This is a genomic window from Ruegeria sp. AI3 (assembly GCF_056541245.1).
On record NZ_JBQFYA010000010.1, the window covers coordinates 41,879 to 60,377 of the forward strand.

The 18,499-nt window shown below is 60.2% G+C and carries 17 protein-coding genes and 1 riboswitch; of the genes, 14 read left to right on the plus strand and 3 right to left on the minus strand.

Annotated elements, in window-relative coordinates; genetic code table 11:
* Window positions 1-90 precede the first annotated feature (90 nt).
* From ACRZ95_RS15350 to ACRZ95_RS15375, 6 genes are all read left to right on the plus strand, one after another.
* Window positions 91-312 carry a hypothetical protein gene (locus ACRZ95_RS15350; protein ID WP_170679939.1) on the plus strand — a complete coding sequence of 74 codons (222 nt, stop codon included), beginning with the start codon at window positions 91-93 and terminating at the stop codon, window positions 310-312.
* On the plus strand, window positions 309-797 hold the full coding sequence (locus ACRZ95_RS15355) for a hypothetical protein (protein WP_480555175.1): 489 nt from the start codon (window positions 309-311) through the stop codon (window positions 795-797). The genes ACRZ95_RS15350 and ACRZ95_RS15355 overlap by 4 nt, the downstream gene beginning before the upstream one ends.
* A gap of 34 nt (window positions 798-831) precedes the next feature.
* Window positions 832-1,036, plus strand: a riboswitch (cobalamin riboswitch).
* 106 nt (window positions 1,037-1,142) lie between these two features.
* Window positions 1,143-1,490, plus strand: a complete 348-nt coding sequence (locus ACRZ95_RS15360; protein ID WP_170679937.1) for a DUF1636 family protein — start codon at window positions 1,143-1,145, stop codon at window positions 1,488-1,490.
* Window positions 1,487-2,263, plus strand: a complete 777-nt coding sequence (locus ACRZ95_RS15365) for an ABC transporter ATP-binding protein (protein WP_170679935.1) — start codon at window positions 1,487-1,489, stop codon at window positions 2,261-2,263. The genes ACRZ95_RS15360 and ACRZ95_RS15365 overlap by 4 nt, the downstream gene beginning before the upstream one ends.
* Before the next feature lie 12 nt (window positions 2,264-2,275).
* A complete protein-coding gene (locus tag ACRZ95_RS15370; protein WP_170679933.1) occupies window positions 2,276-3,226 on the plus strand; it encodes an ABC transporter substrate-binding protein in 951 nt (316 codons plus the stop codon).
* Between the two features lies 1 nt (window position 3,227).
* Window positions 3,228-4,238: an iron ABC transporter permease gene (locus ACRZ95_RS15375; RefSeq protein WP_170679931.1), complete on the plus strand. Its 1,011-nt coding sequence runs from the start codon at window positions 3,228-3,230 to the stop codon at window positions 4,236-4,238.
* 8 nt (window positions 4,239-4,246) lie between these two features.
* On the opposite strand, the gene ACRZ95_RS15380 is transcribed toward ACRZ95_RS15375, so the two are convergent.
* Together ACRZ95_RS15380 and ACRZ95_RS15385 are read right to left on the minus strand one after the other, a co-directional pair.
* Window positions 4,247-5,002 carry a response regulator transcription factor gene (locus ACRZ95_RS15380; RefSeq protein ID WP_480555177.1) on the minus strand — a complete coding sequence of 252 codons (756 nt, stop codon included), beginning with the start codon at window positions 5,000-5,002 and terminating at the stop codon, window positions 4,247-4,249.
* Window positions 4,975-6,165, minus strand: coding sequence for a GAF domain-containing sensor histidine kinase (locus ACRZ95_RS15385; protein ID WP_170679929.1), 1,191 nt, complete (start codon window positions 6,163-6,165; stop codon window positions 4,975-4,977). The genes ACRZ95_RS15380 and ACRZ95_RS15385 overlap by 28 nt, the downstream gene beginning before the upstream one ends.
* A gap of 224 nt (window positions 6,166-6,389) precedes the next feature.
* Here ACRZ95_RS15385 and ACRZ95_RS15390 point away from each other — a divergent pair, with 224 nt between their 5' ends.
* The 6 genes from ACRZ95_RS15390 (at window position 6,390) to ACRZ95_RS15415 (ending at window position 13,520) form a co-directional block, all read left to right on the plus strand.
* Window positions 6,390-7,403 carry a substrate-binding domain-containing protein gene (locus tag ACRZ95_RS15390; RefSeq protein WP_170679927.1) on the plus strand — a complete coding sequence of 338 codons (1,014 nt, stop codon included), beginning with the start codon at window positions 6,390-6,392 and terminating at the stop codon, window positions 7,401-7,403.
* A 4-nt stretch (window positions 7,404-7,407) separates the two neighbouring features.
* Window positions 7,408-8,877 (plus strand): sugar ABC transporter ATP-binding protein, encoded by a 1,470-nt coding sequence (locus ACRZ95_RS15395; RefSeq protein WP_170679925.1) that lies wholly within the window; start codon window positions 7,408-7,410, stop codon window positions 8,875-8,877.
* 1 nt (window position 8,878) lies between these two features.
* A complete protein-coding gene (locus tag ACRZ95_RS15400; RefSeq protein ID WP_170679923.1) occupies window positions 8,879-9,805 on the plus strand; it encodes an ABC transporter permease in 927 nt (308 codons plus the stop codon).
* Window positions 9,802-10,776, plus strand: coding sequence for an ABC transporter permease (locus ACRZ95_RS15405; protein WP_170679921.1), 975 nt, complete (start codon window positions 9,802-9,804; stop codon window positions 10,774-10,776). The genes ACRZ95_RS15400 and ACRZ95_RS15405 overlap by 4 nt, the downstream gene beginning before the upstream one ends.
* Window positions 10,773-11,684, plus strand: coding sequence for an SMP-30/gluconolactonase/LRE family protein (locus ACRZ95_RS15410; RefSeq protein ID WP_170679919.1), 912 nt, complete (start codon window positions 10,773-10,775; stop codon window positions 11,682-11,684). Before ACRZ95_RS15405 ends, ACRZ95_RS15410 begins: the two co-directional genes overlap by 4 nt.
* A 102-nt stretch (window positions 11,685-11,786) precedes the next feature.
* Window positions 11,787-13,520 (plus strand): thiamine pyrophosphate-binding protein, encoded by a 1,734-nt coding sequence (locus ACRZ95_RS15415; RefSeq protein ID WP_170679917.1) that lies wholly within the window; start codon window positions 11,787-11,789, stop codon window positions 13,518-13,520.
* Here ACRZ95_RS15415 and ACRZ95_RS15420 read toward each other — a convergent pair.
* Entirely contained in the window at window positions 13,514-14,392 is an 879-nt protein-coding gene (locus ACRZ95_RS15420; protein ID WP_170679915.1) for a LysR family transcriptional regulator, read from the minus strand. The two genes, ACRZ95_RS15415 and ACRZ95_RS15420, sit on opposite strands and share 7 nt — an antisense overlap.
* Window positions 14,393-14,508: 116 nt before the next feature.
* Here ACRZ95_RS15420 and ACRZ95_RS15425 point away from each other — a divergent pair, with 116 nt between their 5' ends.
* The gene (locus ACRZ95_RS15425) at window positions 14,509-16,059 is read left to right on the plus strand and encodes a proton-conducting transporter transmembrane domain-containing protein (protein ID WP_170679913.1); all 1,551 of its coding nucleotides are present in this window, start codon (window positions 14,509-14,511) and stop codon (window positions 16,057-16,059) included.
* 15 nt (window positions 16,060-16,074) lie between these two features.
* Window positions 16,075-18,480: a DUF2309 domain-containing protein gene (locus ACRZ95_RS15430; protein WP_170679911.1), complete on the plus strand. Its 2,406-nt coding sequence runs from the start codon at window positions 16,075-16,077 to the stop codon at window positions 18,478-18,480.
* The last annotated feature ends 19 nt before the right edge of the window (window positions 18,481-18,499 follow it).

Sequence of the window (18,499 nt, forward strand, 5' to 3'; positions counted from 1 at the left end):
TGACTAATTTAGTCAGTTAATGGCTGACCCAGTCAGATTCCGTTGGAATCATCGCCCGGTCCCATTTTTGCGACCGAAAGATAACCTGACATGCGAAAATCCCTCGCCGATCTGTTGGCCATGGACGCTGTTGCCAGTCGCCATGGCTGCGCATTGAAACCAAAACTGAGGCAGGCGATTGAGGCTGATCTCAGCTTTTCCGTCCGCGCTGCATCACCGCGTCTTGAAACGCCAGTTGATCCCAATACGCTTCCGCAAAACGTCCACCCATTGGCCGCGAAAGCCCTCGACCCCAAAAGGGAACGCGCATGAAACACTCGGCATCCAACCACACACTGCCCCGCATCGAATTTGACGGTTTCGAACGCGGTTTGCTGCCTGTCATGCGGCACTTCATCCTCAGCTTCACAGAGCCGGAAACACAGGCTTGGCAACATGCCTTTTCGGTAGCGACCGAGCGTTGGGGGCGCGATCAGGGGCTTGTTCTGGCGCATCTGGTCTTCAAGATTATCAAGGCCACGCTACACACCCGCCCTCTGGGTCTGGCCTTCAAAGACCCGCTTTGTGCTGAAACACGGCAAGAACTGACATGTGACGAGCACGCCCTGCTCCGGATGCTGCATCACATGCGCCGCGACGAAACTCCGGCAGCGCGCGATGCCTTGAACGAATTGACCGGAGGCTATCCGGACGCCCATCTGATACAGGCCGGTTTGACCCTGGCTAGCCAGTTCCCGACAAATGGCGTCGGACCGGGCCAACCCGCGCGCAGGCCGATCCTGCGTGTGGTCCGCTAGCGCGATTCCTGTGCTTGACAATAGGAGCGTGAGCAGACTAGCTGCTCTGGATGGTTCCCGACGGCCTGTGTCTGAGGGATGAAAATGGGAATACGGTGCGGCCCAAAGGCCAATGCCGTGACTGCCCCCGCAACTGTAAGCGGAGAGCGACGCCACAAAACCACTGGCCCCAAAGGTCGGGAAGGTTGGCCGAGCAATGACCCGCAAGTCAGGAGACCTGCCATCACAGTTTAACCAACCCGGGGCGGGGTGTCCCGGAAGGAGGCTCGATGGCACATCTGCGTGCTGATGCAACTCATGGCTTTTGCCTTCAATCGGCTTTCGTTCAAGTCGGCGACGCGTGCCATGGCTGATCATTTCGTCCTGATATGCGGCACCTGCAATGGGCCGATCCCTGCGCACGAGGCAAAAGAAGCGTTGGACCGCCAGCTGCCCGAAGGGTTCTCGACACGCCTGATCGACTGTATGGCCGGGTGTGATCGCCCGATGACCGTCGGGCTGCAGGCCAATGGCAAGGCGCAATATCTGTTCGGCGACATTCAATCCCCTGCTGATCTGAGCGCTTTGGCTGAGTTCGCCCATCAATTTCGCGACAGTGAGAATGGCTGGACCAGCGCCTCGACCCGTCCTTTGGCGCTCTATACCAAAACCCTGTCGCGCATGCCCTGCCTGCCACCGGAGGGCACGGCATGAGCTTTCTGGTCGCTGAAAATCTGGAATATTACGCCCTGAACGGCGATGTTCTGCTGCGCGACACCTCGTTCTCGCTTGAGGAAGGCGCGATATTGGCCGTCGCTGGCCCGAACGGGGCGGGCAAAACGACGCTGCTCAACCTCTTGTGCGGGGTCGCAAAACTGGCGCTAGGCGATGTGCGTATTCAGGATCAAAGCCTGCGGAAACTGTCCTCGCTGGAGCGGGCCAGACGGATTGCCGTTGTCGGCCAGCAGGAAGTACCCGACGGGCGGCTGCACCTGCGCGACTATGTGGCCCTTGGGCAAATCCCGATCAGGGCCGACAAATCCGCAGAAGCTCTTCAAACGGACCTGCAGCGCGTGCTCGACACCACCGAGCTGTCCCATCTGGCCGGCAAACAGATGGCAAAACTGTCCGGCGGAGAGCGCCAGCGCGCTCATATCGCACGGGCTTTGGCGCAGAACCCCTCGCTGCTGTTTTTGGATGAGCCGACCAACCATCTCGACCCCGATGCCAAAGGGCACATGCTGTCTCTGGTCGCCGAGTTGGGCGTGACGGTTGTGATGATCGTCCACGATCTGGTCATGATCCCCGAATTCGCCAGCCACGTCGCCCTCATGAAGAATGCGCAGCTGACGGCCTTCGGCCCGGTCTCCGAGGTTCTGACACCAGACCGCGTGCGCGAGACTTTTGGTGTTGACTATTTGTGTTTCCAGCACGAAGGACGCGTGATCCCCGCGCTGGACATCCGAAAACGAGAGCTTTCATCTTAACAGGAGAGATTGATGAAACTGAAACTTTTGTCCGCTGCGGTCCTAAGCGCGCTGGCGGGCGGCGCTGCCGCGCAAGAGATCACCGTCGACAATTGCGGTGAACCTCTGGTGTTCGACAGCAAGCCCGAGCGGATCGTGGTTCATGACATGAACATGACCGACATGGCCTTTGCGCTGGGTCTTCAGGACAGCATCGTTGGTCTGACCGGCATCACCGGCTGGTACAAGACCAGCCCCGATTTCGACGCGCAACGCGGTGACATTCCCGAACTCGCTCCGAAATATCCGACGGTCGAAAACCTCGTCGCGGTTGAGCCCGACATGTTCTTCGCCGGATGGTACTACGGCATGAAACCCGGCGGCGACGTTACCCCCGACACGCTGGAGCCCTTTGGCATCAAGACAATGGTGCTGACCGAAAGCTGCATTCACCTGAACAAAGACCGTCCCGAAGCCACCATGGATCTGCTGTTTGACGACGTTCTACGCCTGGGCACGGTCATGCAGGTCGAAGACAAAGCGAACGCGCTGGTCTCGGGCTGGAAAGACCATCTGGCCGCGATCGAGGCCAAAACCGCCGATCTGGAAAAACCCCGTGTCTTCCTGCTGGACGGCCCGGCCGATGCGCCCTTTACCGCAGGCAAATACGCCATTCCTGACGCGATGATCGCAGCGGCTGGCGGCGTCAACGTCACCCATGACATGGACACAAGCTGGGGCCGCACCTCGTGGGAGGCCGTCGCCGCCTCGAACCCCGAATTCCTTGTCCTGCTGGACTATCAAACTGGCAACGGCGCGGCGGATACCTTCAAGTTCCTGCAGGAACACCCGGTGATGTCGCAGACCGATGCAGTCAAGAACGAGCGCTGGATCGGCCTGCGTTACGAAGAGCTGACACCGGGACCGGCAAACATCGAAGCGATCGAGAAGATGGCAACGGCAATGCACCGGGGTAACAGCTAAGATGACGAAAACGGGCCGGGCGGTACTGTTAGGGGCGGTCATTCTGACCGCCCTTTTGCTGCTGTCGACGATCTACGGAACTACCCCGATCCCTATGGCCGAGGTTTTCACCGCGATTGGGCTGGGTACTGGTGTGACTGAGGGCGACATGTCCCCTCTGCACCGGATTGTCTTTGACCTGCGCCTGCCCCGCGCGTTGTTTGCGGCAGTGATTGGGGCCGGGCTGGGCGTTGTCGGGGTCGTTTTGCAAACGACAACGCGCAATGACCTGGCTGACCCGTTTCTGTTTGGTCTTTCGTCAGGGGCCGCTGCGGGTGCCGTCTTGGTCATCACTGTAACAGGCGATGTTCTGGGCATCTGGACCCTGCCACTTGCGGCCTTTTGCGGAGGCCTGATCGCGTCCGGCATTGTTCTGGCCCTGGTTCAAAGCCTGCGCACCAGCGCGCCGGAAAAACTGATCCTTGCAGGCCTGGCTGTATCTTTCCTGTTTTCGGCCATCACCAACTATCTGATCTTCGCAGGCGACAGCCGCGCCGCGCATTCCGTCATTTTCTGGATGCTAGGCGGCCTTGGTCTGGCCCGGTGGGAGACCTTTCCACTTGTCGTGCTAGGGCTGACCCTGATCCTGGGCTATTCCCTCTACCGAAGCCGTTGGCTTGACGCCCTTCTGACGGGGGATTTCACGGCCTCAACACTCGGTATTCCAGTTCAAGGCCTGCGATTTCGGATGTTTCTGGTCGCCGCCTTGGCCACGGCCAGCTTTGTGTCGGTGGCGGGTGTGATCGGGTTTGTTGGCCTTATGGTTCCGCATATCGCCCGAGGCATTGCCGGAACGCTCCACCGCAATCTCTTGATCACATCCGCCGTCGTCGGGGCCATCTTGCTGACGCTGTCAGACATTCTGTCTCGGCTGCTTCTGGCCCCGCAAGAGTTGCCGGTGGGGATCGTTACAACCTCGATCGGGTCGCTATTCGTGTTCCTTTACCTGTTCAAATCCTCACGATCTGACTAGCACGGCCGTCATCCCAAGTTTTGCCGACGCTCAAGCCAGCTTCCCAACTCATTTTCCGCCGAAAAGATGCTCTCGCGATTCAGTATCTGAGAGGTCATGGCCTTTGAGACAGCCCGGACACGTTTGTTGATCGCGATATCGTTGCCATCCACCGGCAGATCGCCCACATCCAGTTTTTCATAGATCGACAGTAGCCGGTTCTGCACCGTCCTCAGGGCAAGCTTACGACGCAGCGCGATGGTTTTGTCGGGCAAACCAAGGGCGAGATCGGATAGGATTGCCAGCTCAACCTCCGTCAGCGCCTCGCCCGAGCGGCTCTGTTCCCGCTGGATTTGGTGAATTTCCCGATCCACCATGATCTGCGCCTCAATCAGAACGGCACGCAAAGCCAGATGCATTCGCGAGGGGCTGGCCGTCTTCAAAACATAGCCATAGGCGGCCTCTTTCGGAACGATCCGCGCAATGCCGCGGAGATAGGCCTCATCCGAGTAGTTGGACCAAAACAGAATGCGGGTTGCGGGGCGTTCCGACCAAATCGTCCGCGCGGCCTCAATCCCGTTGCGCTCTTTCATGCGCAGGTCCATGACAATGGCCTCGACACCGTTCTGTCGGGCCTGCTCTTCCCCTTCCCGGCCGTTCGAGGCGAGGCTCAGATCGGTCACCTCGGGCAAGGCATCCTGAACCAGCTCCCGCAGGTAGTTCGCGTGCATTGCATCGTCTTCGACCAGCAGAACCTTCATGCCAACACCTCGGTTTTCGGGCATTCAGAAGCTGGTAGGCAGACCGTAATCTCGGTCCCGCTATTGTAGCGGATGTCAAACTGCGCCGCGATCAGCCGGGCGCGGGTGCGCATATGCGTCAGCCCGCCCGAGGCCTGCCGGATTTCAATCGCTCCCATGCTGCGCCCATTGTCCCGCACGCGAAGGCGCAGCCCGTCCTGACATACAATCTCGACCTCAATCCGACTGGCCGAGGCGTGCCGGACCGCGTTGTTGATGGCCTCTTGTGCGATACGGAACAAGGCGATGCGCTTGGTTTGCGGCAGCCGGTCGACCATCCCGCCGGACAGGTCACGAACGTCAATCTCGACCCCTTCATCCGGGTCAATCGCGCGTTCAAGATGGGTCCGTACGGCATGCTGAAAGCCGAACAGCTCCAGCAGGGATGGAATCGAGGTGTCGATGATTTCACGCAGGCCCTGAATGCAGTTCCTCATACTGCTGCGCAGCCCATCCAAGTCCTGAGGCGTTTCGCACCGCTCCAAATCCCGGCTGATCCGCGTCATGTCGGCCAGAGTCTGATCGTGCAGATCCATCCCAATCCGTTGGCGTTCCAATTCTAGCGCGTCTGTCAGGCTGAGGGCCCCAAGCCGCAGCCCCTCTTCCCGCGCCTGCACCTCGGTCCGCATGATCGCCTCGCGCCGAGCCTGTTCATTCGCACGCAGAGCATAGAAATACGGGGCCAGAATGTCGGCAATATTGCGAACTTGCTCGACGGCTTGTTCATCATAGAAATCAAGCTTTTGGGATGAACAGTTCAACGATCCGATCGTGCGGCCCAGCACTTTCATCGCCACATTCACGCGGCTGCGCATATTGTGTTTGAGGATGGGATCATAGTCCCCGCCTTCGAACACATATCGCGGGTCCTCCGGCGCGTTTCCGGTCAACATGTAGTCGCAATCTCCCCGCAGGATATCGCGCACGGGCGAGACCTCGACCGGGGCGCGGGTGCGGCTCCAACTGGTGCGCAGGCCGACCTCATAGCTTGTGTTAAGCCGCCCTTCCTCGTCGATCAGGCAGACATCCAGATGGTCAATTTCCAGAATGCGCACGATCTCGGATTTGACCGACCGCAATGCGGATTTGATATCCAGATTGCCCGCCAGATGGTTCGAAATCCGCAAGTAATAGGCAAGATCGGCCATGTGTTCTCTTTCGCAGCGCCAGCATGCCGCAACCGGCATGGGCGAGTATATCGACCAGCGGATCGAGTGTCATGCGGGTCGCCGCAGCCTATTTGCGGGAACCCGCAAGGAATGCGCGCGTCCTACTCTTACTTTGCGCGTGTCCTTTGGGAATTTTAGGCGCGTCGGCCCCGTCAGGCTGGCACCAAAATCGTGCGGCGCTTGGGCCGCTTTGGGAGGAAAACATGACATTAAAGGCCATATTGCTCGGCGCTGCGGCCGGGATCATCACCCTGACAGCCCCGGCTGCCGAAGCGGATACATCCGAAAAACGCATTGCCCTGTCGAACAACTATGCAGGTAATTCGTGGCGGCAAGCCATGCTGGAAAGCTGGCAGAAAAACGGAGATCAAGCCGTCGCGGATGGTGTTGTCGCCGCTGCTGACGCCTTTACGACCTCGGAAAATCAGGCCACTGAACAGGCGGCTCAGATCCAGAACATGATCCTGCAGGGCTATGATGCCATTGTGATCAACGCCGCCTCACCCACCGCAATCAATGGCGCGGTCAAGGCCGCGTGCGATGCGGGTATCACCGTTGTGTCCTTCGACGGCATCGTTCAGGAACCCTGCGCGTGGCGCATTGCGGTCGACTTTCAGCAAATGGGGCGCGAGCAGGTGAAATACCTGGCCGAGCGTTATCCTGATGGCGGCAACCTGCTGGAAATCCGCGGTCTGGCCGGAGTGTTCGTCGATGACGAGATCAGCGCAGGCATTCATGATGAGGTGAAGAACACCAATTTCGAGATCGTTGGCTCGGTCCATGGGGATTGGGCGCAGGATGTGGCGCAGAAGGCCGTCGCCGGTATCCTGCCCAGCCTGCCCGAGATCGTGGGCGTCGTAACCCAGGGTGGTGACGGCTATGGGGCCGCGCAGGCCATCGGGGCCACGGATCGTCCAATGCCGACCATCGTAATGGGCAACCGTCAGGACGAACTTCAGTGGTGGTCAGATGAGCAGGACGCAAACGGGTATCAGACAACCTCTCTGTCGATTGCGCCGGGCGTCAGCACGCTGGCCTTTTGGGTCGCCCAGCAGATTCTGGACGGGCAAGAGGTGCCGAAGGACCTGACCGTACCCTTCCTGAGAATCGATCAGGCCGGTTTGAAAGATGCCCTGAAAACAACGCCCAAGGGCTCGGTCGCCAACGTGGAATACACGCAGGATCAGGCCAAAGACGTCATCGCGTCGGCCCAGTAAGCGCGTGAAGACCGACGAGAATACGGGACCCGGAGCCACCGCCGCTCCGGTCGTCTCTCTGGAGCAGGCCCATCTGTCCTATGGGCCTGTTCTTGCCCTGCGTGGTGCGACGTTGAGCATCAGCGCAGGAGAATGCGTCGGACTGGTCGGCCACAATGGGGCCGGGAAATCCACGCTGGCGAATGTGATCAACGGCCGCCTCACGCAAACTCAGGGCGCCGTTCACCATCGGAACGCAGATCCTGCCCTACGCAACAGTCTAAACGCGCAGAATGCAGGTATTCGTAGCGTGTTTCAGGAGCTGTCGCTCTGCCCGAACCTGACCGTTTTGGAGAACCTGCGTATTCCCTATCGCAACATGCCGCGCAAAGCCTGGCGGCGGGTTGCGCGGCAAAAGATGCTCGACGCGCTGGACCTTGTCTTTCCGGGTCATGGCATCCACGCCCGCGCAACGGTCGGAAACCTGACTATAGCCGAGCGTCAGATGGTCGAGATCGCCATCGCCTTTGCCGACCGCGACCGAGAACCCAGCCTTGTTATTCTGGACGAGCCGACCTCGTCCCTTGACGCCGCCATCGCGCAACAATTGCTGGACCATATCAAACGGTTCTGCGCCAAAGGCGGTGCGGTGCTGTTCATCTCGCACATGATGGGTGAGATTTTCGAAGTCTCGACCCGGATCATCGTCATGAAAGATGGCCAGATCGTTGATGACCAACCTGCCAGCCAATTCACCCGAGCCTCGATCGTGGATGCGATGGGGCATGTCGCGCCAGATGAAGACACCTCGGGCGCCGGGCGGGCAGATCGGACCCTCGGGGCCGAGGTTGTACGGGCGGCAAATGGGCTGAACGCCCGCGCGGGTGAGATTGTCGGGCTGGCCGGGCTTGCAGGTCACGGACAGGCCGAAGCACTAGCGCAAATCTACTTCGACCACGCCCCAAAATGGAAATCCGCGCGCCAGCCCGAGGTGGTCTTTGTCGCCGGAGACCGCGCCCGTGACGGGTTGATGCCGCTCTGGTCGATCATGCGAAACCTCTCGCTGACAACCCTGCCCGAGTTCAGCCAGAAAGTGATGGTGGATCGAAGCGACGAGGCGGACATGGTTCAGACTTGGAAAGACCGTATAGGCATTCGCACAGACAACCTGTTGAACCCGATCCTTTCCCTTTCGGGCGGCAACCAGCAGAAGGTTCTGTTTGCCCGCGCGCTGGCCTCCTCCGCGCCGATTGTTGTGATGGATGACCCGATGCGCGGCGTGGATGTGGGCACCAAGAAAGACGTCTATCAGATGATCCAGGCAGAAGCCGCAAGAGGCCGCAGCTTCCTGTGGTACTCGACCGAGACCGACGAAATCCTCGAATGTGACCGGGTCTTCGTGTTCCGCGCCGGTCAGATTGCAGCCGAGCTGGAAGGTGATGAGATCACCGAGGAGAACATCCTGCACGCCTCTTTCCAAATGCAGGAGGCCTGAGATGACCAGCGACCGCATGCGCCTATTGCTGCCCGTTCTGTCTCTGGCCGTCCTGTTGGGGGCCGTGTTCTACCTGCAACCCCGCGCGATGAGCTATTTTGGCCTGAACCTACTGTTCAATCTGGCGATCCCCGTGGCTCTAGCGACCATTGCGCAGATGATGATTATCATGGTCAACGACATCGACTTGTCCATCGGCACCTTCGTCAGCTTATGCGCCTGTGTCACGGCCACATTCGTGCACGACACGCCTCTGCTGGGTTACGGCATTCTGGCTGCTGCGGTTCTGGCCTATGCAGCGCTGGGGGCCTTGATCCAACTGCGCGGATTGCCCGCAATCGTCGTGACCTTGGGCATGTCTTTCGTTTGGGGCGGGCTAGCGGTGCTGATCCTGCCTTCACCCGGCGGAGCATCGCCTGAATGGCTGAAAACCCTAATGAATTTCAAAACCCCACTGGTGCCGGTTGCCGTGATTGCTCCGCTGGTCGTGGCCTTTGCCGTACATCTGCTGATCAAACGGTCATGGGTGGGCGTGGTTCTTCAAGGCGTTGGCGGCAATGAACGCGCGATGGAGCGCGCTGGCTGGTCTGTCGTCCGCCTGCGGGCCTCTGCTTACGGGTTGGCGGGCTTGTTCGGAGTGCTGGCCGGTATGTGCCTCGTCGGGCTGACCACTGCAGCAGATGCCAATATCGCGCTGCGCTATACGCTGTTGTCGATTGCGGGTGTCATCCTTGGCGGAGGCGAATTTGTCGGCGGTCGCATCTCTCCCTTCGGGGCCGTCATCGGAGCGCTGACACTGACACTTGCTGCCAGTTTCCTGTCCTTTCTGCGCCTCTCACCGGATTGGCAAATCGGTGCGCAGGGCGCGATCTTGATCCTCGTTCTCGCCGTGCGCCTGTTCTTTGTCCGCAAGGAGGTCTCGGCATGAGTGACCAAACCACCTCTGACACCGGACCGAACCCGTTGAGGGCGATCTTTCAGAAACCTTGGCTTTGGGCCTATCTTGCTGCGGGGATTACCTTTGTCGCCACCAGCCTGCTGGCCGGGTCTGGGGCCGGGTCGCTGCTCTATGCGGCGCTGACCTTTGCCTCTTTCTCGGCCATTGTCGGCATCGGGCAGATGTTGGTGATCACGTTCGGACCCGGCAATATCGACCTGTCTGTCCCGGCGACGATGACGTTGGCGGCCACACTGGCGCTAAAGTTCATGGACACGCAAACTGCGTTGATCCTGCCCGGTCTGCTGGTTGCAATCGGAATAGGCATCGGTTGCGGGATCGTGAACTTTGCGCTGATCCTGATACTGCGCATCCCGCCCATCATCGCAACCCTGTCCGCCTCGTTCCTTTACCAATCGCTGGCGATCTGGTCGAACCGGGGGCTGCGCATCAAACCACCGGAACCCCTGGCCGAGTTCGCCTCTGGCGGGACGTTCGGGGTTCCGAATGTCGCATTGGTCGGCATTGCGCTGGCCGTCTGCGCATGGCTGCTTTTGGAACGCGCAATTGCAGGGCGGTGGATCTCGGCCATCGGGCAAAACCTACGCGCGGCAAGGCTCAGCGGAGTCCCGGTAAACGCGGTGCGCTTTGGCATCTATGTCAACTCGGCCGTTTGTGCCGCCTTGGCGGGGTTTCTGCTGGCCAGCTTCTCGGGCGGGGCCAACCTGAACATGGGCACCGAATACATGCTGATGTCCATTGCAGTCGTCGTAATTGGCGGGTCGTCCATCGGCGGAGGCAATTCGAACGTACCCGGCATCTGGGGGGCGGCGCTGTTCATGTTCCTGATCGTATCGATGCTGAATTCATACGGTCTGGGCGCCGGAATTCGCTTGATTTTGACCGGGCTTGTGATTGTGGGCGTGGTCACTCTGGCCAGCCGAAAGGGATATAGCGCATGAGTCATTCACAGACATATGAGGTCATCCGGCCCGCATTTCGCGACCTGATCCACACCAACCTCACGCTGGCACGGATCGCTAAGGGCCATGTCTGGACCGAGGGGCCGGTTTGGTTTCCCGCGCATGAAACGTTGCTGTTCTCGGACATACCGAATGCCCACATGTATCGCTGGACCCCGCATGGCGGCACCAGCCTCTTCCGCCAGAACTCGAATTACTCCAACGGCAACACGCGTGATCGCGAGGGGCGACTGGTGACTTGCCAGCACGCAACCCGCTCGGTAGTGCGGACCGAACATGACGGGCAACTGAAAACCATGGCTGACCATCACGATGGCCGCCGATTGAATTCGCCCAACGACGTGATCACCCGTTCGGATGGTTCGATCTGGTTCTCGGATCCGACTTACGGCATCCTCTCTGATCTTGAAGGTCACAAAGCCAAGCCCGAGCAAGACGGCAGCTTTGTCTTCCGCCTTGATCCGGACCGTCCGGAACCAACCATCGTTTCACGAGATTTCGTACAGCCAAACGGGCTGGCCTTCTCGAAAGATGAAAGCCGCCTGTACGTCGCCGAATCCGGCTGCAGCCATGACCCGGACGTTCCTTCTTTACTGAAGGTCTTTGAAGTCCAGCCAGACGGCCAGCTTGGCAAGCCCAGCGATTTCGCCGCGATTGATCAAGGTCTGCCCGACGGGCTGCGCGTAGACCAATACGACAACGTCTGGTGCTCAGCCGCGGACGGGGTGCATGTGTTCTCGCCCGACGGCGAGCTGCTGGGCAAGGTCAAGACACCCGAGACCGTCGCGAACCTGTGTTTCGGTGGCCCGCGCGGCAATATGCTGTTCATCACCGCAACCACCAGCGTCTACGCAGTTCACGTGAACACCAAGGGCGCTGTCGGCTAAGCAAATTCTGGACTTCCGATCCTCGCCTAGACATGGTGGCGGTGTGCGCAAACCCCCTCAAAAGGGTTTGCCCAAAACACGCCACCAACGAAGGTCCACCTGATGAACCAGCCCCAAACGACGCGCATGAACGGCGCGCAGATCATCCTGAAAATGCTGGAGCTTCACGGCGTTTCCCATGTTTTCGGTCTGCCCGGTGAGACAACGATTGGCTGGTACAAGGAATGGCGCGCCAATAGCGGGATTGAGTTCGTGCTGACCCGCGATGAACGCACGGCGGCTTTCGCGGCCGAGGCTTACGCAAAGATCACAGGTCGCCCCGCCGTGCTTGAAGCGCCCAGCCCCGGTGTGACCCACTGCACCCCGGGCATTACTGAGGCTTTCCTCAGCTCGGTGCCGGTGATCTATTTCAGCTCGGACATCCCGATCAATCAGGACAAAAAGCACGGGCTGACCGGGGTCGATCAAGCCCGGCTCTATGACAGCATCTGCAAGGAAAGCTTCGTTCTGACCAATGCACGCGACATCCCGTTCCTGATCCGGCGAGCCTTTCGCGTAGCGACCTCGGGCCGTCCGGCGCCTGTTCATATCCGCGTGCCGATCAACATCTTCGGGGAAGAGGCCGAGATCACCGACCTGTATGCCGAACCCGACTACAGCACATATCCCGCACACCGGCCGGTCGCGGATCACAGCAAGATCCGCGCTGCAATCGACGTGCTGTTGGCGGCGCAAAAACCTGCGATTGTCTGTGGTCAGGGTGCATTGATCTCAAAAGCCTCAGACGCGATCCTTGAACTTGCCGAGCGGCTGCAAATCCCGGTCGGCACCACCACACCCGGCAAGGGCACAATCCCCGAGGATCATCCACTGGCCCTGCGCGTCATCGGTGGCCGCGGCGGGATGGAGTATTCGAACCAGTACCTGCTTGAGGCCGACACAATCTTCTTCGTCGGCTCAAATACCGACAGCGCCGGAACGGATCACTGGAAACTCTATGGCGATCCCTATACCAAAAACTTCCTACACCTTGATATTGCAGAGGCTCATGTCGGAAACACCTTCCCGCTGAAGGTTGGCCTTGTTGGTGATGCCCGCGCAACGATCGAATATATGGTTGAAATTCTTAAGGCTGAGCATCCCGGCCTTCAACGGACGCCATTGGATTTGAACCCGATAAAACAAACCGCGCTGGACAAGGTCTTCAACTCGAATATACCGATGCCCGAAGGCACGATCTCACCGGTCAAGCTGTCTCAGGTGTTGGATAGGATAATGCCCGATGATGCGATTGTCACGTCTGAGCCCGGCGTAAGTGCGATCTATCCATCGGCGCTGCTGACGTTCCGCAAACCGGGGCGGCGCTACATCACCAACTACTCGATGGGGGCGCTGGGATATTCGGTGCCTGCCGCAGTTGGTGCGATCTATGCCCATGACGGCCCGGTCATTTCCTTCACCGGAGACGGATCGTTTGGGTTCGTCATCGGCGATATGGAGACCTTGAAGCGTAGCGGCAAGAACATCACCGTCATTCTGACCCGCAACGACACGTTTGGCTGGATCAGGGGTGAGGCGATCCTGCTCGACGATGTGGATGAGCCTTGGACCACCGATTTCGGACGCGTCGACTATTGCAAGGTGGCCGAAGGGTTCGGCTTCAAAACCGCCCAGATCACCTCTGAGGCCGATATCGAACCAATCCTGTCCAACGCCATCGCCAATCCTGGCGCGAATTTCATCGAGATGATGGTGCCCTCACAAGACAAGATCATACCCTTCGTGCCCAACTGGGTTCGCGTCGCTCGTGCAAAGAACCTGCCCCACTTCTACTGAGGCAGGCTATATGTCAGCAACTCCCGCACCAGCGGATTGGGAAAACGACGTTTGAAGGTGACGGCGTGAAAGCTCTCCTTGATGCGGGGATGTTCCTCGGCCTCGACCAGACGGCCCGAGGACAGCTCATCCTGCACAACGATCGGGGCCACAAGTGCAAGGCCGATATCCTCACGCGCGAGCAGGCGCATCATGGCCATGTCGTCCACTTCGGCCGCGATCTGAGGCCGGACCGACATGCGGCTGGCCATCGAATCGAACGCCGTGCGGACGCTGTTGTTTGTAGTTGGCAGGATAAAGGGCTGCTCTTCCAACAGGTCCCGGATCGGGCGCTTTGGATCCAATCGCGCCGGCGTGCCGACGATACTGACGGGTTGTTCCGCCAAATGGTGCGTTTCAAAACTGGTCAGGCTGTCACTGGCAGGCTCATGATTCATGAGAACCAGGTCGAAATTCAGCGTCTCCAGCCCCTCAAGCAACTCGCTGGGATTGCCTGATCGCAGGATCACCTCGACATCTGAGCGCGCCAGCATCGGGCGCAGAAAGCCGATCTGAAAGTTCCGCGACAAGGTCGCCTGCGCACCAACCCGCAGCGCAGTACGTGCGTTGCCCTCATCCTGCAGAGTGGCCACAAGTTCTTGCCCTGTCGCAAAAATTGCGTCCGCATGGTCCAGCGCGATACGCCCGGCCTCGGTCAGATGCAGCTTGCGCCCGCGACGTTCAAACAGGGGATGACCCAGCCGCTCCTCGAGCTCTTTGATCTGAACAGACAGCGCGGATTGCGACAGGTTCAGCCGTTGGGCTGTCCGGGTCAGGTTGCCATCATGGGCGACCGCCCAGAAGTAACGCAGGTGATGATAGTTCAGAGGCATATCGTTCTAATTAGTAGAACGTAATCTCTATAACAATGTATTTTTCGTACTGACGAAGGCGCAATATGTCCTGCTCAACCGGCCAAAACAGGCTGGACTCACAAGGAACGCGCATCATGACCTACCTGTTTCTACCCCTGCTCAGCCCGCTGATCTTGCTGGCATCGGCCTACTATGCCAGCCGCAATCCGGGACTGCGGCCAACCCATGTCTCGAGACTGTCGGAATGGGCAGCATTGGCGGCTTTCGGAGGCGCTGCGCTGTCGGCCCTGATGCTGGTTCTTAACGGCTCCGGCACCTCGGGGTTGATCGGGGTCTGGGGCGTTGGCCTTTCCGTGCGGCTTGACGCGGTCAGCGCCATCATGCTGGTTCTGGTCAGCTTCATCGGATGGGTCGTTATACGTTATTCGGCTACCTATATGGATGGCGAGGCCCGTCAGGGTGCGTTCACCGGCTGGATGTCGGCAGCACTCGCCTCGGTTCTGTTGTTGGTGATGTCGGGCAACCTGATCCAATTGCTCGCTGCGTGGATTGCGACCAGCCTGCTGCTGCACCAATTGTTGCTGTTCTACCCCGAGCGGACCACCGCCCGAAGGGCAGCGCGGAAAAAGGCCGTTGTGGCGCGTATCAGTGAAGGCGCGCTAGCCCTTGCGGTAGTCCTGTTGATCGCAACCTATGGCACCACGGACATTGCCTCGATCCTGTCTTCGGCTGAACCCAACGGGCTGACCATCGCCGCCGCGCTGCTGATTGCGCTGGCCGCCATCATGGCCTCGGCCCAGTTCCCGGTCCATGGGTGGCTGACCGAGGTGATGGAGGCCCCGACCCCCGTCTCGGCCCTGCTGCATGCGGGCGTCATCAACGCTGGAGGGTTCCTGCTGATCCGCTTTGCCGACGTGATGCTGGCCGCACCGGGCATCATGGCATTGCTGGTGATGTTGGGCGGGTTCACCGCGCTGTTTGGCGGTCTGGTGATGCTGACACAACCGGCCGTGAAGACCTCGCTGGCGTGGTCGACCATTGCTCAGATGGCTTTCATGATCATGCAATGCGGGCTGGCTCTGTTCCCGCTGGCACTGCTGCATATCGTGGCGCATTCGCTCTACAAAGCGCATGCGTTCCTCAGCGCGGGTGAGGCCGTGCGCAACGTGGCAGCCATCCGCCGGCCCGGCCCAGTCGCTGTGCCAAGCGCGCGGAACGTGTTGCTGGCATTTGCCACCGGCATCCTGATCTACGGCATCGTCGCCATGACCTTCGGCGTAGACGGCAAATCCGTTCAGGCCATTGCCCTTGGCGTGATCCTGATCTTCGGCGTCGCCTATCTGCTGGCGCAGGGCTTTGCTGATGCCGCACCCGGCGCGTTGACCCGCCGCACTGTTGTCTATGCTGGCGTAACCTCGATCAGCTACTTCGTCCTGCAGATCATCGCCGTGTACTTGACCAAGGGCACCCTGCCCGCAGCGCCTGCGCCCGGGCCGTTGGAGTGGACGCTAATCATTCTTGCCCTGATCAGCTTTGGCGCGGTGGCCTTGGCCCAATCGACTTTCCCGCTTTGGGCCTCGCACCCGGCGGCGGCTGGTATTCGGGTGCATCTGTCGAACGGGCTCTATGCCAACGCAATCTTTGACCGGCTGCTGGACGGATGGTCCAAGCGCCAAACCGTGTAAGAGGGGTTTCTCAAGATGTATATGAAACACGAAAGCTATCCCGCAGCCCTTCTGGAACTGGTCGCGCTGGCCAATGATGCGGTGCGTCAAATCCCGCCGTTGTTCCCGCTTGCCTCCAACGTCGCGGTAAACCCGTTTCTGGGACAAACGCAAGAGACGCTGGCCGTGACCTCGGCCCGGCTGGCGCGGGTTGCGGGCACGCGGATCACTCCGGACCGGGCGGTATTTGCGCAGAAACTGGCAAGCGGAGAGATTTCTGAGGTCGATCTGCGGGATGCCCTCGCCGGCGTCGAAAGCCGCTTTGACGCACCCAGTTTCGAAGATCTGCAAGCTGCGCTTGGGTCCGAGACCGCGAAGCTGTCTCCCCTGCCCACGGTTGCCGATCTGGCTGCCGAGGTCTCCGGGATCGACTGGCCCGGTCTGATTGACGAACGGATCGGGGCCTGGGCCGCCAGCCATTTCGATCAGGGTCAGGCCCTGTGGCAACCCAACCGCACAGGCGGTGCCTATAGCGCCTGGCGCGAGTTCGCCTCACGCGATCTGACCCCGGAAATCCACGGCCTGAAAGGGTTCGGAGCCTTCGTGGCTGGCACCAACCGCTCGCAATGGCGGGCGATTGGCCGCGCCTCTGAGGCACTGGGTGTCACCCCTGAGGCGGCCAGCACCGCCTTCCATCGCTGGCTGATGACACTGGGCGGTTGGGCGCAATATGCCCGCTATCTGCTATGGCAAGCCGAGCTGGAAGGGCAGACGGATACGAGCACAACCGAACTGCTGGCCATTCGCATGGTGTTCGAAGAGGCTCTGTTTGGCCTCTACCACGATCAGATTGCCGATCGCTGGGCTGAAACCATTGCCCAGCATGAGGCCCCCATCACCCCGATCCGCGATCTGGTGATCGACGCGGTGCTGCAGGACGCTTCGGAGCGCGCGCAACAACGCAAGCTGGCGCAAACCCTCAGCGCCCGTCAGCCGCGCAAGGTCGAAGGCCGCCCCGAGGTGCAAGCGGCATTTTGCATCGACGTCCGCTCCGAAGTCTTCCGCCGCGCGCTAGAATCGCAGGACAGCGGTATCGAAACCATTGGTTTTGCTGGTTTCTTCGGCCTCGCCAGCGCCCACAAGGCAGCCGGTTCCGACGTGACCGAAATACGGGGACCGGTCCTGTTGAACCCGAACGTGTGTTCCCACGCGGCCGAGGGCGCGCAGGCCGACCTTAACCGGCGTTACACCGCACGGGCCAAACGGGCCTGGGGCCGGTTTAAACTGGCCGCGGTCTCGTCTTTTGCCTTTGTGGAGGCAACAGGTCCAGTTTATGCGGGCAAACTGCTGCGCGACGCTCTAGGCAAGGGCCACGAGGCCGCGAAGTTCGACCCTGCGCCGAAGCTTGACGACGGGATCGACCTGCCTACACGTGTCGCCTCGGCCAAAGCCATCCTTGGGGCGATGTCTTTGACCAGAAACTTCGCTCGTATCGTGATGCTCGCCGGTCATGGCGCGGATGTGACGAACAACCCCCATGAAAGCGCCCTGCAATGTGGCGCATGTGGCGGTCATGCCGGTGACGTCAGCGCCCGCCTTCTGGCCGGATTGTTGAACGATCATGCAGTACGTGAAGGGCTGCGCGCCGAGGGGATCGACATCCCGGCGGACACGCTGTTTCTGGCGGCGATGCACCACACTACGACCGACAAGGTCTCTCTGTTCGATCAGGATCAGGCGACGGGTCAGTGGGCCGCGAAGATTGCACAGTTGAAAACCTGGCTGACCTCGGCCGGACAACTGGCCCGGTCCGAGCGCGCCGCGCGTCTACCGCGTGCCAAAGGGGCCAATGACATCGCCCGCCGCGCCACCGACTGGGCTGAGCTGCGCCCTGAATGGGGGCTAGCCGGATGCCGCGCCTTCATTGCCGCGCCGCGGTCCCGGACCGATGGCACGGGTCTTGCGGGTCAGTCCTTTCTGCACAGCTATGACTGGCGCGCGGATGAGGGCTTTGGCGTGCTGGAACTGATCATGACCGCTCCGGTCGTGGTCGCCAGCTGGATCAGCCTACAATATTACGGCTCGACCGTCGCACCTGGCCTGTTCGGCGGCGGCAACAAACTGTTGCACAATGTGGTTGGCGGCATCGGTGTTGTCGAAGGCAATGGCGGCGCGCTGCGCCCCGGCCTACCTTGGCAATCCGTGCATGACGGAGAGTCGTTCCAGCACGACCCGCTGCGCCTGTCGGTCATCATCGAGGCCCCACGGGAGGCGATGAACGACATCCTCAGACGCAACGAAACCGTGAAAGAGCTGTTCGACAATCGTTGGCTGCACCTGATCGCCATGGATGAAAACGGCGATCTGGCCTGGCGTTACACCAAGGATCTGGAATGGGTCACCATGGCGCGGGCCGAGATCCGCGCTATGGCTGCTGAGTAACACTTGAGAGGCCCGGCGA

What these genes read in the sequence shown, in the direction of transcription:
- ACRZ95_RS15350 (WP_170679939.1), top strand. Translation starts at nt 91, where the DNA reads ATGCGAAAATCCCTCGCCGATCTGTTGGCCATGGACGCTGTTGCCAGT.
- ACRZ95_RS15355 (WP_480555175.1), top strand. Translation starts at nt 309, where the DNA reads ATGAAACACTCGGCATCCAACCACACACTGCCCCGCATCGAATTTGAC.
- ACRZ95_RS15360 (WP_170679937.1), top strand. Translation starts at nt 1,143, where the DNA reads ATGGCTGATCATTTCGTCCTGATATGCGGCACCTGCAATGGGCCGATC.
- ACRZ95_RS15365 (WP_170679935.1), top strand. Translation starts at nt 1,487, where the DNA reads ATGAGCTTTCTGGTCGCTGAAAATCTGGAATATTACGCCCTGAACGGC.
- ACRZ95_RS15370 (WP_170679933.1), top strand. Translation starts at nt 2,276, where the DNA reads ATGAAACTGAAACTTTTGTCCGCTGCGGTCCTAAGCGCGCTGGCGGGC.
- ACRZ95_RS15375 (WP_170679931.1), top strand. Translation starts at nt 3,228, where the DNA reads ATGACGAAAACGGGCCGGGCGGTACTGTTAGGGGCGGTCATTCTGACC.
- ACRZ95_RS15380 (WP_480555177.1), bottom strand. Translation starts at nt 5,002, where the DNA reads ATGCCCGAAAACCGAGGTGTTGGCATGAAGGTTCTGCTGGTCGAAGAC.
- ACRZ95_RS15385 (WP_170679929.1), bottom strand. Translation starts at nt 6,165, where the DNA reads ATGGCCGATCTTGCCTATTACTTGCGGATTTCGAACCATCTGGCGGGC.
- ACRZ95_RS15390 (WP_170679927.1), top strand. Translation starts at nt 6,390, where the DNA reads ATGACATTAAAGGCCATATTGCTCGGCGCTGCGGCCGGGATCATCACC.
- ACRZ95_RS15400 (WP_170679923.1), top strand. Translation starts at nt 8,879, where the DNA reads ATGACCAGCGACCGCATGCGCCTATTGCTGCCCGTTCTGTCTCTGGCC.
- ACRZ95_RS15405 (WP_170679921.1), top strand. Translation starts at nt 9,802, where the DNA reads ATGAGTGACCAAACCACCTCTGACACCGGACCGAACCCGTTGAGGGCG.
- ACRZ95_RS15410 (WP_170679919.1), top strand. Translation starts at nt 10,773, where the DNA reads ATGAGTCATTCACAGACATATGAGGTCATCCGGCCCGCATTTCGCGAC.
- ACRZ95_RS15415 (WP_170679917.1), top strand. Translation starts at nt 11,787, where the DNA reads ATGAACCAGCCCCAAACGACGCGCATGAACGGCGCGCAGATCATCCTG.
- ACRZ95_RS15420 (WP_170679915.1), bottom strand. Translation starts at nt 14,392, where the DNA reads ATGCCTCTGAACTATCATCACCTGCGTTACTTCTGGGCGGTCGCCCAT.
- ACRZ95_RS15425 (WP_170679913.1), top strand. Translation starts at nt 14,509, where the DNA reads ATGACCTACCTGTTTCTACCCCTGCTCAGCCCGCTGATCTTGCTGGCA.
- ACRZ95_RS15430 (WP_170679911.1), top strand. Translation starts at nt 16,075, where the DNA reads ATGTATATGAAACACGAAAGCTATCCCGCAGCCCTTCTGGAACTGGTC.